We start from the raw sequence: 22,481 nt of genomic DNA, 5'->3' as shown, positions 1-22,481 counted from the left end.
TTACTACGTATTGTTACCTACCTCGATTTCCTCGCCTGATTTATTGAAAAATTTGAAGTTGACGATACCAAGTGATGTGTCTTGTACCAGCTTTACCCATACTTTATACTTCATGTACCACTGAACCTGCTTTGAGTAGATTCCTTTTGTATAATAAGCGTAGAGAAAGGGGTTCAGAGAGATGGAAATACCACGCTCGTTTTGTTTCGTGAGCATGTAATCCAGGTTACTTTCAATGACGTCGGTTACCAGAACGCTGGCTTGAATAGTTCCCGTACCCCCACAGGTTGGGCAAACCTCTCGGGTAACAATGTTCATTTCTGGCCTGACACGCTGGCGCGTGATCTGCATTAGGCCGAATTTTGTCAGAGGAAGAATCGTAAACTTAGATCGCTCGGGTTTCATTTCATCGCGCATGATGTCTTGCAGAAGTTTCTTATTTTCTGCTTTCTTCATATCGATGAAATCGATAACGATAATTCCGCCCATGTCGCGCAATCGAAGCTGGCGGGCTATCTCTTTGGCGGCTTCGCGGTTAACGCTTACTGCCGTTGCTTCCTGATCTTCCTCAGAATTGGACTTGTTTCCGCTGTTTACATCGATAACGTGCAGGGCTTCGGTGTGTTCGATGATCAGGTAACCACCGCCCGGCAAACTAACTGATCGCCCAAATAACGACTTCAGCTGTTTTTCCAACCCCAAAGCTTCGAAAACCTTCGTTTTGCCCGTATGAAGCTTGACTATCTTCTCCTTATCGGGAGCAATCGTATGAATGTAATCTCTAATTTCGTCAAATGACTCGCGCGTATCGACGGTGATACTCTCAAACGATTCGTTGAGCATGTCCCGTAAAATGGACGAAGCACGGTTCATTTCGCCCAGGATTCTATCGCGGGGCTTGGCATCAGCAAGGGATTTAATGGCCTGGTCCCACTTGGCTAGTGAGTTTTGCAGGTCTCGATCGAGCTCTTCAACGTCTTTGTCCTGTGCAACAGTCCGAACAATGACGCCAAAGTTTTTGGGTTTAAGCGACGACATCAGCCGCATCAACCGCGACCGTTCGGCACGGTCTGTAATTTTTTTAGATAAGTTTACCCCATCTGAGAAAGGGACTAGGACCAGATAGCGTCCGGCAATAGAAATGTCGCAGGAAAGGCGTGGGCCTTTTGTTGAGATAGGTTCTTTAACTATCTGAACCAGAATGGGCGTGTTTTTTGTCAGTACCTTATCGATTTTCCCAATTTTCTCGATAGCGGGTTCTAGCTGACCATCACTGAGCCGGCCGGTAGTGATGCGTTTGGCAATTACGTCTTTGACCAGTTTATTGAGCGAATTAATATTCGGGCCCAAATCCTGGTAGTGCAAAAAGCCATCTTTCTCGTGCCCAACATCCACAAAAGCAGCGTTGAGCCCTGATGACAGTTTTTTGACTGTTCCTAAATATAGATCGCCAACGGTGAAGCTGCTGTCTAACTCTTCTTCGTGATACTCCAGCAATCTCTTGTTCTGCAAGAGCGCAATCCGATCACCTTTCTGAGTCGAACTGATAACTAATTCATTACTCACAAGATGAATGTACGGTTAGAATGGCTGTATAAAAAGAAAGAAGCCACGTTCGGACTTTGCAGACCGGCCGAGGCTTCTACAAAAATAGTTTATCGTTTATCGTTTACGGCTTATCATTCATCAACGCAAAAAATACAGCGCGTCAGCTACTCATAAACTGTAAACGACAAACTATAACCTACTTTTTCTTATGCCGATTTTTTCTTAGCCGTTTCTTCCGCTTGTGAGTGGCAATCTTGTGCCGTTTCCGTTTTTTACCGCAAGGCATAATGAACTAATGTTTAATGGTTAATAATAAGAATCACCCACCCGGACGACCTAAATAATGTAGAGTCTTTACGTTATTTAGCTACAAAATAAACGAACAGGCCGATGCATTTAGTAGCGTATAACGTTAGAACTCAATGGGATAGCCGCTCTTCGTACTCACGTACAGCGGCTAGAATCTGCGGGTCTTTCTCCTGCTGCTTCACCTGAGCAAGTACTTGCTTTGCTTCCGCTTTCTGACCGGCTTCCGCTAAACTGATGCCCAGATAAAATTGCGCTTTCCGGCTCGTTGGGTTATTCACCAAAATTTGCCGGAACCGCTCAATTGCCCGCTCGTATTGGTTCGACCGCATAGATAGCAGGCCTAAATTGAACAGGGCTAATTCGTTTGTTGGTTCCTGTTTTAATACCTCGCGCAGCAACATAATACCCTGCATCGGCGTGTCGGTATTTACATAGGTCATAGCCATATTGGCTTTTGCCGACAACAGATTCGGGTTTTTAGCCAACGCCTGTTGGTAGAACTGTCGGGTTTTCTGACCTAATGCAGCTGTCTTTTTCTCGTCCACGGCAAATGTGTACGCTTCAAAATACTCATCTCCAGCCCGAAGCAGTGTACGCTCGTTTGGTTGTGCCAGCGCAACCAGTTCCGCATAATGCGCAGCGCTGTCATAGCGAGTGGCCTCGCGGAACACGTTGATCAGCTTCAAACCAAGTGCTTCTTTCTGGACCGGGCTGGCGGAAACAAATTCTGTTTCCAATGCTGCTAGTTGCTTCCGTTGAGCAGGCGATACCGGTTTTTCATGGATCGTCGACGCGTCGGCCCCATTTTTAGACAATTGTGCGTTGAGAGAATCCGATCCTGACTGAACAGTGTTGGGCGCTTGCATTGCATGACCTCCAGACGTCGCTGTAGCAAGCTGCTTGTCTTCATTACGCACAACCACTTTCGGACGGGTGTACAACCCAACCGTCAGAGCCGCTGCGATTATGATAACAAACAACACAGATTTGTTCATAGGAGATTCGAATTACAAGGCAAACGCCCGGACCTGTTCAATTCAGATTACTTGTCTTACTCCGCCGTCACCTTGGCTTTGTCGCTGGTTTTCACCTGCTCAACAAATACTTTGGCGGGTTTAAAGCTAGGAATGAAGTGCTCGTCAATAACCATAGCGGTATTTTTCGAAATATTCCTAGCTACTTTCTTGGCTCTTTTCTTATTGATGAAGCTGCCGAACCCTCTCACATAAATGTTCTCTCCCTCGGCCAGCGAGTCCTTAACTACTGAAAAGAAAGTTTCCAGCGTGTTTGTCACCTCTGCCTTGTCAATTCCGGTCTTATCGGAGATCTCGGCAATTACATCTGCTTTCGTCACGACTTCTTAAACTTTAACGTTTACTGTATTGTTGAAAATTGGGGTCTCAAAAATGGGAGCACAAAGGTAGGGGTTTCCCATAAATTATAAAACCCTGAACTCCCGTTTTTATAAGTAACGACTTTATTTTTTGTTTTATTTTGAATTGGCAATCAGACTCTAACGGTATACAAAACACCTTCGCTCCAATTCTGGAACAGTGGTATGCATTGCACAAACGAGACCTTCCGTGGCGCCATACCATAGATCCCTATCGCATCTGGCTGTCGGAAATAATTCTCCAGCAAACCCGCGTGGCGCAGGGGAAACCGTACTACGAACGCTTTGTTGAAGCCTACCCAACCGTGATCAGCATGGCCCAGGCCGAAGAACGGGAACTACTCCGCTTGTGGCAGGGACTGGGGTACTACTCACGGGCTCGAAATCTTCATCAAACAGCTCGTTATGTAACGGACAAACTGGCGGGTAAGTTTCCAGATACCTATCATGATCTATTGAAAATGAAGGGCATAGGTACGTATACCGCAGCCGCCGTAGCCTCATTTGCTTTCGGCGAGCGTGTGCCCGTCGTCGATGGAAACGTGTATAGAGTGCTGGCGCGGGTGTTCGGCGTCGCTGACGACATTACCACAACCACGGCCAAGAAAACATTCGCAGCGCTGGCTATGCGGCTAATTCAAGCGGCCAACGACCCGGCAACCTACAACCAGGCTATTATGGAATTCGGGGCTATTCATTGTACGCCCGTTGCTCCCGATTGCCTCTTGTGCCCGGTTCAGCAACAGTGTGCAGCGTTCCTCACCGGACGTCAGCATTTATTACCGGTCAAATCGAAGAAAGCGCCTGTGCGCGAGCGGTTTTTTAACTACTTTGTATTCAGGAATAACGACCGCCTGGCGCTTCGGGAGCGGACCACCCGTGATATCTGGCAAAATCTGTATGATTTTTATTTGCAGGAAACCGATGAGCCGAAAACTGCGTTGCGAGACATACCGTTAGCTGATCTTGTCAGCCAGACTGTTCAGGGGAGCGTTTTGATGGCCCCTCCTGTAGAATCGGTACAATTATTGTCTCATCAGCGAATACGGGCCAAATTCTATCTGATTGATGTGCCGGATGAGTTGACAAACAGCTTGCCGATCGAGTTACAGTGGTACTCGCTGACAGGAGTAGGTAATTTGCCAAAGCCCGTCCTGATAACAAATTATTTAGATCAGCAATTTGGATAAGTCCGTCTGATTCAGTATCTTTAAGTATATAAGCACCACCTATTTTTAAAAAGTAACCAACACAACAAAGAGTATGGCAAGTCTGAATAAGATGACAATTATCGGCAACTTAGGCGCTGACCCTGAAGTACGTTACCTGGATGGCGGGGCTGTAGTCGCGACGTTCAATGTAGCAACTACCGAAAAATATACGAATCGGAACGGCGAAAAAGTTGAGCAGACGGAGTGGTTTCGCGTTGAATTGTGGAATGAACAGGCTAAAGTCGCCGAGAAATATTTAAAGAAAGGAAATTCAGTATACGTTGAAGGCCGTTTGCGAACGGAATTGTGGACGGACAAGGAAGGAAAAGAACGGACTTCCTTACGCGTGCGGGCCAACACAATGCAATTATTGAGCAGCCCAAGCGAAGGGCGTCAGGATGAGCCTGCTTACGAAGCTCCCCGTCAGCAGGCCGCTCCCGTACAACCAGCCAGCGCTCCCCGGACGCAACCGGCTCCACAGGCTGCTCAACCCCTACGGCAACAGGCTGCCCCGCGCCGGGAGCCAGAACCAGTACCCTTTGAGAGCAATAGTAGTGATGACGATTTACCGTTCTAATCTGCACAACGCGCTCATTTGTTGAACGAGATTTGATATACATGGACCTTAGTGATCCTCTTCCCCGACAGGTGCTCCTGGCCACAGATGGCTGGGGCACCTATCTTGATTTATACGGCCCCTATACGGCGCTTATTCTCCTATTACTTACGCTGGCGGGTTTAGTGTCGGCTTCCGAGGCCGCTTTCTTCTCTTTGTCGCCCGATGATCGGGCTCTTTGTCGAGATAGTAACCTGGCTGATGATCAGCGTATTGCAACTCTTCTCGAACGGCCAAAAAGACTGCTGGCTTCCTTAGTGATCTTTAACAACTTGCTTAACATAGCGATCGTTGTTATTGTCACCTATCTGACCTGGGAGTTCTCCCATGCATCGCAGGGCCTGGGCTGGATGTTACCCCTGGTAACATTGGCAACAACCATTGCCATTGTGCTTTTTGGCGAAATAGTCCCCAAAGTATATGCCAGTCAGAACAATCTGACCGTAGCCCGCAAAACAGCGGCTCTGGCGAAAATTGGTTTGGCCGTATTTCGTCCTCTGGCCATGGTGCTGGTCAATTTGAGTAATCAGGTTGATAAGCGGATTGAGCGTAAAGGCTATAAATTATCCGTCGAGGAACTTAGCCAGGCCGTTGAACTGACAGGGACCAACGCAACGGTTGAAGAGAAGGAAATCCTCAAGGGGATCGTTAATTTCAGTAATCTGACGGCTCGTCAGGTGATGCGGGCCCGACTGGACATTTCTGCGGTAGAAGACGATCTGGTATTCAGTGAACTGATGGAGCAGATCAACGCATCGGGCTATTCGCGGGTGCCCGTTTTCCATGAATCGCTCGATCAGATTGAAGGTATTCTGTACATCAAGGATTTGCTGGCACACATTCATCAGGATGATTCGTTCAACTGGCAATCGTTATTGCGGCCCGCTTTCTTCATCCCTGAAAATAAAAAGGTAGATGACCTGCTACAGGACTTTCAGAAACGCCGTGTGCATATAGCGATGGTGGTTGACGAATACGGTGGAACACGAGGGCTGGTTACGCTTGAGGATATTATTGAAGAGATATTTGGCGAGATCAACGACGAATTCGATGACGAAACGCCCGTTGGTTACAGACGTGAAGATGATCAGACTGTGGTGTTTGAAGGGAAGATGCCGCTCACGGATGTCTGTCGTATCCTGAATGTCGATGCAACGACCTTCGAAGCCGTTCAGGGCGATAGTGAATCACTTGGCGGGTTGTTGCTGGAACTGTTTAACCGGCTTCCTAAACCGGACGAAGAAATTAGACACGCCGGATTTGTCTTCCATGTTTTAGCGGCAGACGATAAGCGGATCAATGAGGTGCGGGTCAAAAAGGGTGAGGAAATTGTAGAGCCCAGTTAAGAAAAATGGCTCGTTTGTATACATTACCTACCGTTTAGTAAGTCACGGTTTTTGGAATAGGTGGATTTGCTTAATTTTAGTCAAATCTATCTATACAAACCATGTCCACCATTTTTACAAAATTGACCTCTGTTGCCAGGCGGGTACTGCATCCAGAACACAAAGCGGAACCCGTAACAGAATTTGCGTATGACACGTTGCCCTGGATCGATAAGAGCAACGCCGACATTGCCGCTTTCGTTGACCAGTTTCCAGCCGCTAAAAGTCTGCCCTATGATTTAGCCGAAAAGCTGGCATTCTGGCGCGAGAATGGGTACGTCATTTTGGGGCAGGCCATTCCCCACGGGTGGCTCGATCAGCTCTGGAGTGAAATTGAGGAACTGGTCGAGCACCACGAAAAATACCAGACTCACGTACGGATTGACCTGCCGGAATACCAGTCGAAACCAGTTCAGCCCGTAAAAGATGTGCCCAGGTCTGTGTTGAACGGGCCGTTTCTCAAATTCAACGATTTTCACGATAACTCGGTAATTGGGAAAAAAATAATGCTTCACAGAAACATCGTCACTTTTCTGGAGGCTGTCTTTGGGGATAAAGTAATTGCCATGCAAAGCCTGTTATTCAAATACGGCAGTCAACAGCCCACCCACCAGGACTTTGCGTACGTTGTTTCTGAAGTGCCCAGCCATCTGGCGGCTGCCTGGATAGCCCTCGAAGACGTACACATTGATTCAGGACCGTTATCCTATTATCCTGGGTCACATAAGATCGATAAGTTCAATTTTGGCAACGGTATTTTCTTCAACAGTAAGTCAACCCTGGATCCGACTGATTTTGCTAAATACCTCGAGGCTGCTTGTCAGAAGGCTGGACTGGAAAAGAAAACGCTGCTTATCGAAAAAGGGGAAGTATTGATCTGGCATGCTGCACTAGCGCACGGGGGCGAAGAGATTCGTAATCCAGCACAGACCCGGAAGTCGTATGTGTGTCATTACTCATCGGACAGGGCATACAGGCACCACCGCCAGAGCCCTACTACCGAGCCGGTACGGCGCACGATAAACGGGGCCGATGTATTCGTTAATCCAACAATGCCTGATCAAGAAGATATATTCGATAAGGGCAAAACGATGTAAGGCATGACCTACAATGCAACTAAAGCAAAGGGCTACACCCAAAGCCCCTGACCCTTGTTATACTCTTCGCCAATGCGTTGAATCTCGCTGGCCGAATACGTCAAGAAACCCTGTTTGCGCAATTGACGAAGCCGTTTCTTTTCGATAAATGATAATTTACCATCGACTAAAACGCCAAATACGATAAGTCGTTCCAGGCTCTGGCGCACCTCGACCGGGGCCTGGGCTACCTGTTCCAGAAAGTTGCCGGTTAAAGCAGCATCGGCCTTCAGATCGAAACGATCAACGAGCGTTTCAGTGAGCAGGAAGTGAGCGTAATTGTACTGACGCTTGAGAATGGCTACGTATTGCAGTGCCTCTAACAACAGCGGTCGCAGCTGATCGTTTTTTCCCCATTCTTCGTGTAGCTCCTGAACAAACTCACGAATGGTTGTCGGTGCCATAACCCGAATCTGGGCTTCGTGAAGAACCTGCCAGGAAGCCCAGGCATTCCAGAGGGCGTAAATAGGCATACCAGCCAGATCTGTTACCTGACGAAGTACGTAACGACCCAAAAACCGTCTCACCAAAAACTTGAGAGCCAGGTTACTCAGCGCTGCTTTCATCGTGTTCAGCAGAAAGTAAATCGTGAGTCCCCAGCGTGGCATATTCATGTAGGGATCAATGCCAAAACGCATAATGCCCCTATTCGTTTTCTCGAGTGCAGCATCGGCCAATGCCTGTAAGTGCCGGTCGTACTGGGCATCGTGTGCATTGGGAAACTGGCAAACACGCATGATGGCCTTTACCCCCCGGAGGTTTAGCATAACCAGTACATTTACTTCCAGATAAACCAGCAATACCCCGTAGAGCATTGTAATAAGCGGTAACTGGTAGGTAGTACCAAAAAGAGAAACGGCTGTGGTAGAAAACAAGTCCGGCCACATGTACTGAGGGCCGTAGAGCAGCAAAACGCCCATGACACCGAGCAGCGCTGCGGTACTCAGCGTAACTATTTTTGTCCGCCGGATAACACGGCTTTCAACTGGATTCAGTACATAGGGCTCATCGGCTGGGTGTGATGTGTCAAGTGACTGACGCAAATAACGAAGCGCCAAGTGGTCAAATGGACCTGTGCTTTCATTGGGTGGCCGAGTGGACATTATCTTAATGTTAACAGTGAGCTGCTCTGTAAACTGCTAAATGGCAAGTGTTGTTGGCAAAAGGCTCGTTTATTGGGTAAATCGTTTGATTGTACGGCGATTACAGTCAAATAGGTAAATGTAATGTAGAAGCCGCTTTGTGATTTTACCGATCATAAAACACGTTCATGAAATCATTTCTTTTCTGCTGGATACTGGCCATTCCCGTATTGGCTCAACAAACGGCTCCCGCCCAAAAACCGACGGCGGCCCAACAACGAATCAAGGATGAAATGCTCGATGCCGTTACCACATTTATGGGTACGCTCACGGCCGATCAGCGCAAACTCCTTACGTATCCGATCAATGATGAGGAGCGGTTTAACTGGCACTACGTTCCCCGAGAACGCAAAGGGCTACCCCTTAAACAAATGACACCCGACCAGCGCCGGGCGGCTATGGCCATGCTCAAAACAGGGCTGAGTGATCAGGGGTATGAAAAAGCAATGTCCATCATGGATATGGAAAATGTGCTGCGTGTGATTGACAACCGCCCCCCCAACGATACGTACCGCGATCCCGAAAATTACGCGTTTACGATCTTCGGCGAACCATCGGACAAAAATCCGTGGAGCTGGCGAATTGAAGGCCACCACCTGTCACTCCAGTTTCTATCCCTCACGGGGCAGGTGCTGGCACAAACGCCTACGTTCTTTGGTAGTAACCCCGGTATCCTTACCTACGATACGCACATGGCCGACAAACGCATGGCCGATCCACGCGTGAACAACTTGCCGCAGAAGGGGAGACAGATATTGAAGAAAGAAACGGAACAGGCGTTTGCTCTACTAAAAACGCTCGATGCCGACCAGCGGAAGAAAGCCGTTATTGCCGCCGTCGCTTACCCTGAAATCGTGACGACCAACAAGCGGAAAGTGTCACTGGAAAAGATGGATGGCCTGATGCTTTCCGACATGAATGCTGATCAGCGCAAACTGTTTTTAGACTTGTTGCAGATATACATGACCAACTATCGGATTACTCTGGCAAAGCAACAAATGGGGAAACTGGAAAAAGCGGGTTTGGATAGCCTCCGGTTTGCCTGGGCGGGTGATCTTACGCCGGAACTGGGCGAAGGAAAAGGCTGGTATTACCGCATTCATGGCCCCACTATTTTGATCGAATACGATAACACCCAAACCAATGCCAATCACATCCACACCGTAGTCCGGGATTTGACGAATGATTTTGGTGAAGATCTGCTCCAGGAGCATTATAAAAATAGCCACGCTGCGAAGCCCTAAAGACGAAAACCAGGCGGGTTTAACAAATTTTAAGGTAAACTTAAGTTGGTTTCTTCGTAATTTGTGGAGAATTTTTGTTCTTAATTCATGAAGAAACTCCTTATTAGTGCGTCTGTTTGCCTGTTCACCGTAGCAGCATCGGCGCAGGAAACGCAGTGGTATCTGCGAGACAAAACCGATAAAACAGCCGGTATCAGCGTTGAGCGTACGTACAGCGAACTGCTCAAAGGGCGTAAACCAACACCGGTCATCGTTGCCGTTATCGACGGGGGTATTGACACAACTCACGAGGATCTTCGCCGGGTGCTCTGGGTAAATCCGAAAGAAGTAGCCGGAAACGGCAAGGACGATGATAAGAACGGCTATGTAGATGACATTCATGGCTGGAATTTTATTGGTGGGAAAGATGGTCGTAATGTAGACTACGAAACCGCCGAGGTAACCCGGCTTTATGCCCAGCTGAAGCCAACGTATGAAGGCAAAGATCGCAAAACGCTCAAACCGGATCAGCAGAAGGAATATGACCTGTATGTGAAAACGAAAGCGGAGGTCGAGAAAAATCAGGCGCAGTATAAGCAGCAGTATCAGGGTATCAGTCAGTTTTACACGCAGTATTCAAGCGCGGTTGCTTCCCTCAAAAAAGCGCTGAATGTGACGAAACTCGATACTATTACGCTCAGTAAAGCGGCCGATACACTCAGCGACGCGGCTTTGAAGCGTCCTGTAACGGGTATATTGCGGTTGTTGCGTCAACAAAAAGCGGCCGATACGGATGTGGTGATGAGCGAACTCGAAAAAGCCAATGAGCAACTCAAATCGCGCGCCGAGTACAATTATAACCCGGACTTCAACAGCCGGTCTATCGTAGGTGACAATCCGAATGATGTAAATCAGCGCGATTATGGTAACCCCGATATTGCCGGGCCACGCCCCGACCACGGTACGCACGTTGCCGGTATCATTGGCGCCGACCGCACCAATAACCTGGGTGTAATGGGCATTGCCGATGCCGTACAGATTATGGGTGTTCGGGCGGTACCCGATGGCGATGAGCGCGATAAAGACATTGCGAACGCCATTCGGTACGCGGTCGACAACGGGGCCCAGATCATTAACATGAGTTTTGGTAAAGATTATTCACCCCAGCGCAAAACGGTTGAAGAGGCTGAGCGATACGCCTTGTCGAAGGGGGTTCTGATGATCCATGCTGCGGGCAACGATGGTAAAGATATCGATACGGCTGCCAACTACCCATCTCCCCGGTTTATAGATGGATCTGCCATTCCGAACGTCATTACGGTGGGAGCCAGCGCTGAGCCCAATACCGCCGATCTGGTAGCTAGTTTCTCAAATTATGGGAAACAGAATGTCGATGTTTTTGCGCCCGGTAAAGACATTTATTCGACAGTACCAGGCAGCAAATACGAAAACAACAGCGGTACCAGCATGGCCTCGCCCGTTGTCGCCGGAGTAGCTGCTGTTCTGAAATCGTATTTTCCGAAGCTGACGTACGCGGACATTAAGCGCATTATCATGCAATCCGCAACGCCTTACACAACGAAGGTCACAAAGCCAGAATCGACAGATACGGTAGCGTTTGCTTCTTTGTCGAAAACGGGTGGCGTGATCAACTTGTACGACGCGGTTAAACTGGCATTAACCCAAGAAGCCGCTGCCGGTAAGGCAAAATAGAAAACAGACCGTCTCCCATAGGGATGCCAGGCGCATAGAACCGGTTTTTGAGAGTAGTCATACCTCAAGAACCGGTTCTGTCTTTTTATAAACCACATTGTTGCGCCCACTGACCGTCGGAAAAGCGAAAACGTAAGTACTGGCTAGGCTGGAGAAGAGTCGTTATCCGAGAATTGGGCGTAGGTAGGCTCGACGGCACCCAAAAGGCAAAAACGGAATACCAGGCCACGATAAGAAAGTCCTATGTATTGCCTGATATTCCGTCTTTTACACGTAAAATGCCCCGTTATAATTGGTGCAGATGCGTAGCCGATTATTGCTTACGAATCCGTTTTACTCGGACGCTCTGCGTCTGGTCATCCTCAACAACGACAAAAAAGGTACCGCCGGGCAGATCAGCCACATCGAAGAGGATTGAATAATTTTTCCCATCCCGCAGGAGGGTGCCCGTACGTACTGTCTGGCCGTTCAGATTTGTCAGACGAACAACGGGCGATTTTGGCAACGCCAGCGAAGCAGCCAGTGATACCGTCATCTGTCGCGTCACTGGATTAGGATATACACTCAGGCTGCCATCGTCGGTAACAGGCTCCGTTGCCAGAATCGTCAGATAAACATCATTTGAAATGGCTTCTCCACAGCCGTTAACACTACCTTTTACCGAGTAACGTCCCGTTTTAACAACGGTATACGTTGGCGATGTCGCTCCCGCAATAGCTACTCCATCAACCAGCCATTGAATGTTGGTGGTAGCGTTCGAACTAAGCGTAAAGCCGTTGGCGCTGATCTGTGGAACTTGTGCTGCGTTTACCGTTACCGTAACGGCCGTCGAGTTCACCGGCAGGCAGGTGTTAGCTATCCGAACAATGTAACTCCCGGCGGTAGCCGTTGCCAGCGTACTTGACGTAGCCCCGCTGATGACCTGTCCATTCCGATACCATTGGTAAGTAAAGTCAGTGCCGGTGTTGGCCCGAAGCGTAATGCTTGACCCTTGACAGATACTCGTCGATCCATTCGGCGTGATGCTGGCCGTGGCCCCGACGCCCGTGGTTGGAGTAACGGCTATTCGCTGCGGACTGGGGCAATCAAGTGCCCGGACACGCATGTTGTAAAAGTAGTACCATGCCGTTTTTAACGTATCGGTAGTCGTACCGCTGTTAAAGAGCGAGCCTTTGATGGTAACGACCGGCTGCCCCGTCTGCGTTTTCAACTGATAAGGAAAACCCGTAACCGAGGCATTACTGCGGAAAATAGACGCTCCGTCGCCATAGTCAATCGTGATTTTATAGTCGCCCGCTGCCGGAATGCGCAAATTCAGGGGGTAGATGGCGCCCTGATCGTCGGGGTCATCGGGGTAGGTACCGCCGGTCGATGTGGTGGTGCTTTGGGTGCGCGTGGGTGTAACATCCAGGGTTACGCTCGATACGGCCGTGTTGTCGTACCTGCGAACGGTGAAGGTCAGCGTGCCGGCCGAGCCAATATACAGGCGGGCACTTTCGATCAACAACGGAACCTGGGTTGAAATGAGGGGTGCGGGCTGAAAACCCGTTCCGTAAGATCCTCCGCCAAACACGGTTTTGTCGACTGGGCCGATTGATCCTGAGAAGTCGTTCAGCGTCGCGTATAACTGGCCACTGGCAGGCAGCGCCTTTATGCCAACCTGATTACCGGCGGCCAGTAAATTGCCGCCCGTTGGCGAATCGTACCAGAAGGCGACCCCCCCGCCAATGTTTCGTAACGAGATGGCGGTATCGCTGCCGCAACGGGTTACAGAGAAAATGCCGTTGGCTGGGGTCGGTGCCGTGGTGCGGGCTACAACGACAGAATTATTCGCCGAATTCTGATCGCTACTAAGGCTTGTTGCGACGGTAAACTGGTACGTCTGTGCCGCCGTCAGGGAAATACTCGCGGGTAGGCTCAGCGAAAGGGTACCATCCCGAAAGGCAGCAATCCGTGGCACAGTACCGGTCAATGTCGTCACGTTGTTGTTATTGGCATCGGTGATTTTAACGCTGACAGGTACATTGGCCTGGTTGGCGGTGCCGTAGTTGTGGACTCGTACAGAAACCGTTATATCAGTGCCCGTTTGGCCGCAAAAGTTCGCATCGGGCGAGAGAAGCGCAGTGGCCCCCACGTCGTTTGTCGTTTGAACCACATTCAGGACATAATCCTGAGTTTCGCCGTTGCCGTAACTGCCACATGAAACCACGGCTGCGGGGTCGCTGGTTTCCACAGCCACGATCCGGAACCGAACATTCTGCGCCGTTTGAACCGTTCCCGGAACCGTAACCGTTGCGGTGAACTGAGCCGAATTGGGCAATACACCCGAAGTCGCTACTGTTTCACCGGCATCGTCGAAACTGCCGTTCTGATTCCAGTCGGCAAAGGCTTTGACAATCACATTTTTAACAGCTCCACAGGTGCCAAGCGATACCGTCAGCGGAATCTGCTGGCCTGCCTGCACCGTGGCAACCGCCTGCGAAAAATCATTATACGAGGTGCACCCGCTGGCGCCGGCCTGATTGATCGTACTGAACTGAACCTGATTGATCTTCGTATCGGCGGTGGAGGTAGCTCCCGATGCGCAGTACGCTTTGCCACCAACCCCGCTAACGAACAGGGCGTAATCCTGTTTATTGCCACTTAAGGTTCCTTTATTGGTCACCGTAATCGTATAGGACCTTCCCGGAATCGGATTGGCCAGCAGAACCTGTTCCACGTTGTCGCGGATGTTATCGCCCCGCGTGGCGGCTGCCGATGGATTATTCGGGTCCAAAATCCAGGGCAGGGTAGTGGCCTGACCGTCGCTGATGCGGATGTCGAGATCGTTGACGAGTTTGGGCGTCCGGTCGTTCAACGCAGACACCGATGCCGGAGATGCGGTTCCGGCGGGGTCCGTCCAGCAAATGGTGGACACGAGCGGCCCCAGTCCCGACGCTACCACCGTGAGCGAATAGGTTTCGGCCTGGTTCAGGGTTCGTTCATCGAGTACGTAGTTCTGATTGCTGTTCAGAATGACCCGCCCGGCCTTCTCGGCATTCAGTAATCCCCAGCCAAACTGGTAATCGGGGCCAAGCGTGGTACCCGCTTCATCGGCGGTGTGAAGCGCCAGCCCTTTCAGCGTCGATGACCGCATAAACTTGCCGCTGTTGCGCTGCGAATACAATTCCTGCAAAAGGAGGAGGGTTCCGGCCACGTTGGGCGACGACATAGAAGTGCCATCATACACCACATAGGCGCTGTCGCTCTCCGAACTTGACGAAAGAATGCCGACGCCTATCCCCGCAATATCGGGCTTGATGCGCCCGTCGTCGGTGGGTCCCCAACTGGTAAAGTCACTCAGGGGCACGTCTCCGGCCTGGTTGTATCCATAATTCAGATTGCCGACGGCACCCACGGCCAGAATATTTTTGGCATTTCCATAGGTACTGATCTGATCATAGCCTTCCTGATCTTTCCGTGCTGCCGTGCTGGTCCGGTTGCTTGAGCCGAGGTAGTAGGGCTGACCGGTACCGGGGCCGTCGGAGCCGTGGCTGTTTCCGCCCGATTTGACAATCAGGTAGTAGGGGGCGTTCTGCGCAATTCGATCCCACGAAACCGTTGTGGCATCGTAGAAACCAAACTTGTAATCTTCGGTTTTGCTGATGGTTGTGTCGCCCCACCATTCCCACTTCGTTGTTGTAGTTCGCGTATCGTTGTAGACCCAGCCCGCATTGGTGCCATAGGAGTGGTTTGAGACGAGCAGATTGGCGGCTGCGGCACTCATCTCCGTTACATCGCTATTGAAATCATAAGCGCGCAGGTTCGTACCGAACGCCATGCCTTTCACATCAGGGTTGACACCGGCCGCCATCATAATGCCGGCCACATGGGTGGAATGGCTAACCAGCGTGGCCGAGTTATCGACCTGAGCTACCCGGCTGCCCGTACCATTGCGAAATTCGACGTGCGTATCCCGCACTTTGCCGCCATCCCACATGGCAAGCTTGTTCGTCAGTGTACTGCCCGAGAGCGAAACGCCTAGGCTCCCTCCAGCATATAGCGCGTTGGTATGGGTACTAATGCCCGCTTTGGTGGTGCTATAGGTAGCGTCGTAGAGAAGTTCGCCCGTGGAGCTGATACCGCGCAGCATAACCACCCGCCCCGTGGGCGATATTTGTCGCACGGGGCGATTAAGCTGTTGAGCTTTGGCAACGGCCTGGCGGTAATTTTCGGTTTGAACCTGCTCAATTGTCCGTTGCAGTTCTTTTTGCTGTGAACGCTGGAGGCTGCTGTACTGCGGTAGTGTTTGGGCGGGTAGAAGCGTGCTGGCCGTTATACTTAAGAAAGCGATTAGCCAGCCTCTGCGAGACCATAAAGGTTGAATCATATACTTGAAAAAGAGCGAATCTCGACCCGAGATGAATGCATACATCCAATACGGAAAAAGGGTGTTCTCTGTTGCGTTTTGACGCGACTTTGTCAACCCTTTTATGCACTTTTAATGTTTCCTGGGTTAAGCACGATCGTTTCGTAATGACTCGAAGTACTGGGGGAATCAACTCGGTGAGCCGGATGAAAGATGCTGTTGTCCGATAGAGGGACTAGAACAGATGGTAGAGCAACCGCTAATTGATCCGGTGCCGTCAACCAGTCGATCAATCAACGCTGTGTTCGTGGGTTTCATCCTGCCAATGCCCGGATAACGCATTGCGATGACGATAGCGGATGTTGTCCAGCACATTGATGAAAAATATCCGCCCGGAACGTAGCTAATTCTTCTTGCCGCCGGGCTGGTATGTGCGCTAAAGCTGGGAAGCGTAGTACCGTTTTATAGGAAAATAATCAGATTCAGGGCCGGGAGAAAAAATTAGTTGGTATACGGCCAGAATCTGCCGTAAACTGCGTTATTTCGCAGAGAGTCAAATTCATAGTCTTCTTAATGGTAGGTATAATAATGGGTAGCCTCTCCGACCGACGGGTCATGCAGGAGGCCGCCGACATCTTAACAGAGTTGGGCGTAATGTGGGAAATGGATATTGTGTCGGCCCATCGAACACCCGAGAAAATGGTCGAGTACGCAAAATCAGCCCGCGAGCGGGGCATTCGGGTCATTGTGGCAGGAGCGGGCGGAGCCGCGCACTTGCCCGGTATGGTAGCCTCCCTGACAATACTGCCGGTTATTGGTGTGCCGGTAAAATCCAGTAATTCGATTGATGGCTGGGATTCGGTATTATCCATTCTTCAGATGCCCGGTGGCGTTCCGGTCGCTACAATGGCGCTGGATGGGGCAAAAAATGCCGGCATTCTGGCTGCGCAGATCGTGGGTACATTCGATGAAACTGTAGCGGCAAATCTGACCCGATTCAAAGAGAGTTTGAAAGACAAAGTGGCCGAAATGAGTCGCCAGTTATAACTACATCCCAATTCACTATAGTTTACGTTATGGCGACTGATAATCAACCATCTAATTCGCGTCCTTCTGGTAATTCCAGTCTTCCGGCCATCACGCTCGTGGTTTTGGTGGGGCTTATTGCGGCTCTGTTGTACATTGGTTATGGCTATGTTACCGATGATACCAATGGTTCCGACGAACTGACCAATGTGGCGCTCGATACGGCTTCGCAACAGCCCATCTCGCAGAATGACCCCGAAATGCTGATGGCACCCGAAGAGAAAGATACCTCATCTCAACCGGCTCCCGTCGATCTATCGCAGGCCACACCGCCCGCCGATGCACTCGAAGCTAATGCCAAAGCCGAAGAAGTAGCCGAAGATAATCGCGAAACGACCGATGGCAAACCCGGTCCCGACGAAAAACCGAAAGAGAAGCCGGCTGCGGAAAAGCCAAAGGAGAAGCCCGTTGAGGCAAAACCCAAAGAAAAACCGAAAACGGAGGTTGCGGCTGTAAAACCCGATCTTGCCCGACCAAAGATCAACCCGGGTGGTGTAGCCAGCAAATATACGGTTGGGGCAGGGGAGACTTTTTATGGCGTGGCAAACCGCTACAACATGAAAATCAATACGCTCAAACAACTCAATCCGGGTGTAACGGAGAGCGACATTAAAGCCGGAGTTACCAGGTTGAACGTGAAAGCAATGGCCGTTCATACCGTCGGTCCGGGCGATGTGCTGCGCGTTGTAGCGCAGAAATACGGTGTCAGCAAGGAGGCTATCATGCGAGCCAATAAAAAAGACAAGGACATTGCCCTGCGTGGCGAAAGGCTGATCATTCCGTACCCGGAAAAGCACTAGCTTTTGGGTACTTAATCAGAGCGAGGGGTGGCCGATACGCGAAGGATAGCGTGTTTGCCACCCCTCATTATTTTCGCTCGTACACCAGACCTACCGTGAACCGAAGGTCATTGTTCTGACGGCCAGGCACCACCAGGCTCTCGTAAGCATTGGCCAGCGTTGTGCGCAGACTGGTGGCCGAGGTCAGCTTCACCTGAACGCTCAAACTGGCATTCCAGCGGATGTTGTACTGCCCCAAAGCAGGCTGATAAAAAGCCGTATGCGTAACAGTAACGCGATCATTCGCCAGGGTGTACTCGCCGAAGACACGCAGGGAGTTACGAATAATATAAATGTCCTGCAATTCAATAAAGTCGGTATTTTCATTCATGAGCACATTGGTAACCGAGATGTATGCCCGTTTGCGATTGAGAAGTTTATAGCCCAGTCCGCCCGCTACTGTCCAGCGGTTATTGATCTGTCGGAGATTACTGCGCTCGTAGGAGCCGAAGGCCAGGTAATACAGTTTTTTTTCATATCGATACGTTGTCCGGAAATCACCAAACCATTCCCGCTCGGCCAGTATACCACTCTGCTGGCCATACACAAACGACGGGCTGCTCGATAGCTTGAAATAATGACTTAATTCATAGTCAAGCGCACTGGTCAGTTGCAGGAGCGTCCGGTTTACGTTACCCGACGTAATGGTGCCATCGGCCGTAAAGCGGTAACGAAAAATATGCGTCTGCCTGGAGACCGTTGTGTCTTTCCTGACGGTTCTCGTACTGTCGGTTGCCCTTTTGCTGGAGTCTGCCGGGGTTTTTGACGTTGTGCTATCAGGGGTTACTGTCGATGGACGTAAGGGATCGGGTTGCTCGACAATCTGGGCCAACGAAGCCGTATGCGTAAGAAGGAAAATAAAGGACAAAAAGAAGAATGGACCGCTTTTCACTGAATGTTGAGTTGTTGAGGGCGCAACTTAGAAAAAAAAGATACATTTGACGGCTGACCAGATGGTCAATTTATCCAACAGCTAACCTCTCTTAACCCTTTACCATGACTCGCTGGGGAATTCTAGGGCCGGGCCGTATTGCCCACAAATTTGCGCAGGACTTAGTGACCCTGCCTGATGCTCAGCTGTATGCCGTGGCGTCAACCGATCTGCAACGGGCTGAAGAGTTTGCTGCGACTTACAACGCTCCGCATGCGCTTGGGTCTTACGAAGACCTGCTCACGTTGCCCGATCTGGACGTTGTTTATGTGGCAACTCCGCACATCAAGCACCACGAGAATGCCCTGATGCTGCTCAACGGAGGCATTGCCGTATTGGGCGAGAAACCGTTTGCCATGAATAGCGAACAGGTTCGGGAAATGGTGGACTTGGCCCGTACGAAGGGTGTTTTTCTGATGGAAGCCCTCTGGAGTCGATTCATGCCGGGCATCGAAAAAGCGCTGGAACTTGTGCAATCCGGGGCCATTGGGAAGGTCGTCTCGGTAAAGGCCGACTTTGGCTTCAAAGCCCCATTCTCGCCCGACGGTCGGCTTTTCGACAAAGCACTGGGGGGCGGGTCGTTGCTCGATATTGGTATTTATCCGTTGTTTTTATCGTACCTCATTCTGGGTAAGCCAACGGCCATAAAGGCATCGGCTATTTTTGGATCGACCGGTGTTGATGAGCAATGTGGCATGGTGCTGACCTATGCCGATGGCCAGATCGCCCTGCTGGACAGTACGTTGCAGGCGAAAACGGATTGCATAGGCCTGATTCAGGGCGAAACCGGGCAGATCAGGATTCACAGCCGTTTCCACGAAACGATGGGGGTTACGCTCATCACGGAAGAGGGAGCGTCAACCGAGTTTGATTTCACCCGAGCCACGCACGGTTACGACTACGAAGCCCGGCACGTAATGCAGTGTTTGAGCGAGAAACAGACTGAAAGTCCGCTCTGGTCACTCGACGATAGCCTGAACCTGATGGCCTTGCTGGATGCTGTTCGGGCAGAAGCAGGAATCGTTTATGCCTGATCAAACCCAGATTGTCTTTAACCATAAGCCACGGGTAAACGCTGGTTTAGGCACACTTTCTTACCTTTGTCATCATTTATTATTCATTATTTACCAGTAGGATGACAGACCGGTATGCTCAGCGCGGAGTTTCCGCCAGTAAAGAAGACGTTCACAACGCGATTGCCCAACTCGACAAAGGCCTGTTTCCGAAAGCATTCTGCAAAATCGTACCCGATACGCTGGCCGGTGATCCGGCATACTGCACCATTATGCACGCCGACGGGGCCGGAACGAAATCGGCCTTGGCGTATCTTTATTGGCGCGAAACCGGCGATCTGCGTGTCTGGAAGGGCATTGCCCAGGATGCAGTTGTCATGAATACCGACGACCTGATCTGTGCCGGAGCAACGGGCCCAATGCTATTATCGTCGACGATTGGCCGGAACAAAAACCTGATTCCGGGTGAAGTCATTGCCGAAATCATCAACGGCACCGAAGAGGTATTACAGATGCTGCGTGATCATGGCATCGAAATCTACAGCACCGGGGGCGAAACCGCCGATGTGGGTGATCTGGTGAGAACGGTTATCGTAGACAGCACCGTTATTGCCCGGATGCGACGCGATCAGGTAATCAGCAACGACCACATTCAGGCTGGCGATGTTGTTGTTGGTCTGGCTTCGTTCGGGCAGGCATCCTACGAAACCGCCTACAACGGTGGTATGGGTAGTAACGGCCTGACATCGGCCCGGCACGATGTACTGGCGCACTATCTGGCTGATCAATATCCAGAAAGCTTCGATCCGGCCATTGATAAATCGCTGATTTATAGCGGATCGAAAAAGTTAACGGAGGTTACCTCACCCGGAACCCCAGGCGTTCCCGCCGACGTAACCGTAGGGCAACTTGTTTTGTCGCCCACGCGGACGTATGCACCCGTCGCCAAAGTGTTGCTGGACGAACTGCGGCCCCAAATTCATGGAATGGTCCACTGCTCGGGTGGAGCGCAGACCAAGGTTTTGCATTTCGTAGATAACCTGCACATCATCAAGGATAACCTATTTCCGATTCCACCCCTGTTCCGGCTGATTCAGGCCGAGAGTGGTACCAGTTGGCAGGAGATGTACAAGGTCTTTAACATGGGCCATCGGCTGGAGATCTATCTGCCCGAAGCGCATGCCCAACGGGTTATCGACATCGCGAAAACGTTTGACATCGACGCGCAGATAATAGGTCGCGTAGAGCCATTTGATGGTAAGCAAGTGACTATACAAAGTGAAGTAGGTAATTTCGTATACTAGGTTACTTGTTAATAGTTAGATTGCAGGTAGAATCTGTGTTTTTGCACAGATCCGCCTGCCTATGAAGAAAGTTTCCCTTGCTTCGGTATTGATGTGTTTACTGGGGTTGTCTACAGCCATCGCGCAGACAACCCCTTTCACGGCCAGCTGGACGTTTGAAGGAACGGACAATGGAAATTCATCGAGCAGCTTGGTAAACGCTTCTTCGTTTACGTATTCGGGCGTTAATAAAACACTGAATAAGTATTTTGCCGGGTATGCTGGTTTGGGAAACAGCATCCAGCACTGGTCAACTACGGGTTGCAACAACAGCGAATACGTCGAATTTTCGGTTCAGCCTCAGGGTACGGCCCAAATTACGCTTACTACACTTTCCTTTGCTTTCTCCCGCTCTGCGGAAGGCCCTCAGCAGATCATGGTCCGGTCGAATGCTGATGGCTTTAGTAGTGATTTATTCTCGGCAGGAACAACCGAAAATTATCAGACAGCATCTATTGCGCTGAATGGGGGCTACTTTACCAACCAGTCATCGACCATCACCTTTCGCCTGTACGCCTGTAATGCCTCGCAATCGAATGGTACACTCCGGCTGGACGAGATCCAGATCAACGCAGCCGTACTGCCCATTACATTACTTTCGTTCACCGCCAAGGCCGAAGGTGACCGTGTTCAACTCGCCTGGTCAACCGCGACCGAGTACAAGGCCGACCACTTTAGGGTCGAACGGAGTGACAATCTAGAGGGGTACACACTGGTTGGCGAAATGAGGGCCACCGGCACCACCAACGAGCGCCAGTACTATGGCATAACCGATCTTAATCCCTGCTCTGGTGCTAACTATTATCGATTAACGCAGATTGACATTAGTGGAACTGCGCACACGTATGACGTTATATCAACCATCATACGAGCCGACGAACCCGTAGTCAGTGTATACCCCAATCCGGCGAGTCCCAACCGGGTTCATGTGCGCCTTTGGAACGCCGACGACGCTATCGTGCGGCTGCTATCATCCACAGGTCAGCTTCTACGCGGGCGCATCGACAGAAGACCAGGAGAGGCTGATCTGATGTTTGAGCAACCTCTGTCGCCGGGGGTATACTGGCTCGAGGCAGACATAAAAGGGCGTAAACAGGTGGTGGCTGTCTTGATTCAGTAGCCGGCTTAGAGCCTGATAAGTGACAGTAACGGCTCTGCATAAAAATACCGCAGCCTGACCATTGGGATAGCCAGGCTGCGGTATGTATGGATCAACTAGTAGTTGTCAGCTGACCGAAATTCGAT

The 22,481-nt window shown here is 50.5% G+C and carries 17 protein-coding genes; 11 read left to right on the top strand and 6 right to left on the bottom strand.

Going from position 1 to position 22,481, the window contains the following annotated elements; translation table 11 throughout:
• Window positions 1–3: 3 nt before the first annotated feature.
• From ACYU87_RS21995 to ACYU87_RS21985, 3 genes are all read right to left on the bottom strand, one after another.
• The gene (locus ACYU87_RS21995; RefSeq protein WP_461136255.1) at window positions 4–1,566 is read right to left on the bottom strand and encodes an Rne/Rng family ribonuclease; all 1,563 of its coding nucleotides are present in this window, start codon (window positions 1,564–1,566) and stop codon (window positions 4–6) included.
• A 401-nt stretch (window positions 1,567–1,967) separates the two neighbouring features.
• Complete coding sequence (locus ACYU87_RS21990) at window positions 1,968–2,852, bottom strand: tetratricopeptide repeat protein (protein WP_461136254.1); 885 nt, start codon at window positions 2,850–2,852, stop codon at window positions 1,968–1,970.
• Between the two features lie 56 nt (window positions 2,853–2,908).
• Entirely contained in the window at window positions 2,909–3,211 is a 303-nt protein-coding gene (locus tag ACYU87_RS21985) for an HU family DNA-binding protein (protein ID WP_046577075.1), read from the bottom strand.
• A 140-nt stretch (window positions 3,212–3,351) separates the two neighbouring features.
• On the opposite strand from ACYU87_RS21985, the gene mutY reads away from it, so the two are divergent.
• The 4 genes from mutY to ACYU87_RS21965 all read left to right on the top strand — a co-directional run bounded on the left by mutY (window position 3,352) and on the right by ACYU87_RS21965 (window position 7,559).
• Window positions 3,352–4,440, top strand: coding sequence for an A/G-specific adenine glycosylase (mutY, locus tag ACYU87_RS21980; protein WP_461136253.1), 1,089 nt, complete (start codon window positions 3,352–3,354; stop codon window positions 4,438–4,440).
• A gap of 73 nt (window positions 4,441–4,513) precedes the next feature.
• A complete protein-coding gene (locus ACYU87_RS21975; protein WP_461136252.1) occupies window positions 4,514–5,038 on the top strand; it encodes a single-stranded DNA-binding protein in 525 nt (174 codons plus the stop codon).
• 41 nt (window positions 5,039–5,079) lie between these two features.
• The gene (gene gldE, locus ACYU87_RS21970; RefSeq protein ID WP_461136251.1) at window positions 5,080–6,423 is read left to right on the top strand and encodes a gliding motility-associated protein GldE; all 1,344 of its coding nucleotides are present in this window, start codon (window positions 5,080–5,082) and stop codon (window positions 6,421–6,423) included.
• Between the two features lie 101 nt (window positions 6,424–6,524).
• Window positions 6,525–7,559 (top strand): phytanoyl-CoA dioxygenase family protein, encoded by a 1,035-nt coding sequence (locus tag ACYU87_RS21965; RefSeq protein WP_461136250.1) that lies wholly within the window; start codon window positions 6,525–6,527, stop codon window positions 7,557–7,559.
• Window positions 7,560–7,591: 32 nt separating this feature from the next.
• On the opposite strand, the gene ACYU87_RS21960 is transcribed toward ACYU87_RS21965, so the two are convergent.
• Window positions 7,592–8,701 (bottom strand): LBF_2804 family protein, encoded by a 1,110-nt coding sequence (locus ACYU87_RS21960; protein ID WP_461136249.1) that lies wholly within the window; start codon window positions 8,699–8,701, stop codon window positions 7,592–7,594.
• Between the two features lie 167 nt (window positions 8,702–8,868).
• Between ACYU87_RS21960 and ACYU87_RS21955 the strand changes: the two genes are divergently transcribed.
• Window positions 8,869–9,984: a DUF3500 domain-containing protein gene (locus tag ACYU87_RS21955; protein WP_461136248.1), complete on the top strand. Its 1,116-nt coding sequence runs from the start codon at window positions 8,869–8,871 to the stop codon at window positions 9,982–9,984.
• 87 nt (window positions 9,985–10,071) lie between these two features.
• Window positions 10,072–11,676, top strand: a complete 1,605-nt coding sequence (locus ACYU87_RS21950; RefSeq protein ID WP_461136247.1) for a S8 family peptidase — start codon at window positions 10,072–10,074, stop codon at window positions 11,674–11,676.
• A 313-nt stretch (window positions 11,677–11,989) separates the two neighbouring features.
• Here ACYU87_RS21950 and ACYU87_RS21945 read toward each other — a convergent pair whose 3' ends face one another.
• The gene (locus ACYU87_RS21945; RefSeq protein ID WP_461136246.1) at window positions 11,990–16,045 is read right to left on the bottom strand and encodes a GEVED domain-containing protein; all 4,056 of its coding nucleotides are present in this window, start codon (window positions 16,043–16,045) and stop codon (window positions 11,990–11,992) included.
• A 552-nt stretch (window positions 16,046–16,597) separates the two neighbouring features.
• Between ACYU87_RS21945 and purE the strand changes: the two genes are divergently transcribed.
• Complete coding sequence (gene purE / locus ACYU87_RS21940) at window positions 16,598–17,071, top strand: 5-(carboxyamino)imidazole ribonucleotide mutase (protein WP_461136245.1); 474 nt, start codon at window positions 16,598–16,600, stop codon at window positions 17,069–17,071.
• Window positions 17,072–17,100: 29 nt separating this feature from the next.
• Window positions 17,101–17,910, top strand: a complete 810-nt coding sequence (locus tag ACYU87_RS21935; protein ID WP_461136244.1) for a LysM peptidoglycan-binding domain-containing protein — start codon at window positions 17,101–17,103, stop codon at window positions 17,908–17,910.
• Window positions 17,911–17,977: 67 nt separating this feature from the next.
• Here the strand turns inward: ACYU87_RS21935 and ACYU87_RS21930 are convergent, their stop codons facing one another.
• The gene (locus tag ACYU87_RS21930) at window positions 17,978–18,841 is read right to left on the bottom strand and encodes a DUF481 domain-containing protein (RefSeq protein ID WP_461136243.1); all 864 of its coding nucleotides are present in this window, start codon (window positions 18,839–18,841) and stop codon (window positions 17,978–17,980) included.
• Between the two features lie 104 nt (window positions 18,842–18,945).
• Here ACYU87_RS21930 and ACYU87_RS21925 point away from each other — a divergent pair, with 104 nt between their 5' ends.
• The 3 genes from ACYU87_RS21925 (at window position 18,946) to ACYU87_RS21915 (ending at window position 22,356) form a co-directional block, all read left to right on the top strand.
• Window positions 18,946–19,914: a Gfo/Idh/MocA family protein gene (locus tag ACYU87_RS21925; protein WP_461136242.1), complete on the top strand. Its 969-nt coding sequence runs from the start codon at window positions 18,946–18,948 to the stop codon at window positions 19,912–19,914.
• Window positions 19,915–20,015: 101 nt separating this feature from the next.
• Window positions 20,016–21,197 (top strand): AIR synthase related protein, encoded by a 1,182-nt coding sequence (locus tag ACYU87_RS21920; protein ID WP_461136241.1) that lies wholly within the window; start codon window positions 20,016–20,018, stop codon window positions 21,195–21,197.
• A gap of 61 nt (window positions 21,198–21,258) precedes the next feature.
• Window positions 21,259–22,356: a T9SS type A sorting domain-containing protein gene (locus ACYU87_RS21915; protein ID WP_461136240.1), complete on the top strand. Its 1,098-nt coding sequence runs from the start codon at window positions 21,259–21,261 to the stop codon at window positions 22,354–22,356.
• Window positions 22,357–22,481 lie beyond the last annotated feature (125 nt).

The sequence above is a fragment of the Spirosoma lituiforme genome, from assembly GCF_054776635.1.
This window is presented reverse-complemented; position numbering and strand designations above follow the sequence as displayed.

Bases quoted from the DNA above. Each gene is read 5' to 3' on its own strand.
- ACYU87_RS21990 (WP_461136254.1), bottom strand. From the start codon at position 2,852: ATGAACAAATCTGTGTTGTTTGTTATCATAATCGCAGCGGCTCTGACG.
- ACYU87_RS21975 (WP_461136252.1), top strand. From the start codon at position 4,514: ATGGCAAGTCTGAATAAGATGACAATTATCGGCAACTTAGGCGCTGAC.
- gldE (WP_461136251.1), top strand. From the start codon at position 5,080: ATGGACCTTAGTGATCCTCTTCCCCGACAGGTGCTCCTGGCCACAGAT.
- ACYU87_RS21965 (WP_461136250.1), top strand. From the start codon at position 6,525: ATGTCCACCATTTTTACAAAATTGACCTCTGTTGCCAGGCGGGTACTG.
- ACYU87_RS21960 (WP_461136249.1), bottom strand. From the start codon at position 8,701: ATGTCCACTCGGCCACCCAATGAAAGCACAGGTCCATTTGACCACTTG.
- ACYU87_RS21955 (WP_461136248.1), top strand. From the start codon at position 8,869: ATGAAATCATTTCTTTTCTGCTGGATACTGGCCATTCCCGTATTGGCT.
- ACYU87_RS21950 (WP_461136247.1), top strand. From the start codon at position 10,072: ATGAAGAAACTCCTTATTAGTGCGTCTGTTTGCCTGTTCACCGTAGCA.
- ACYU87_RS21945 (WP_461136246.1), bottom strand. From the start codon at position 16,045: ATGATTCAACCTTTATGGTCTCGCAGAGGCTGGCTAATCGCTTTCTTA.
- purE (WP_461136245.1), top strand. From the start codon at position 16,598: ATGGTAGGTATAATAATGGGTAGCCTCTCCGACCGACGGGTCATGCAG.
- ACYU87_RS21935 (WP_461136244.1), top strand. From the start codon at position 17,101: ATGGCGACTGATAATCAACCATCTAATTCGCGTCCTTCTGGTAATTCC.
- ACYU87_RS21925 (WP_461136242.1), top strand. From the start codon at position 18,946: ATGACTCGCTGGGGAATTCTAGGGCCGGGCCGTATTGCCCACAAATTT.
- ACYU87_RS21920 (WP_461136241.1), top strand. From the start codon at position 20,016: ATGACAGACCGGTATGCTCAGCGCGGAGTTTCCGCCAGTAAAGAAGAC.
- ACYU87_RS21915 (WP_461136240.1), top strand. From the start codon at position 21,259: ATGAAGAAAGTTTCCCTTGCTTCGGTATTGATGTGTTTACTGGGGTTG.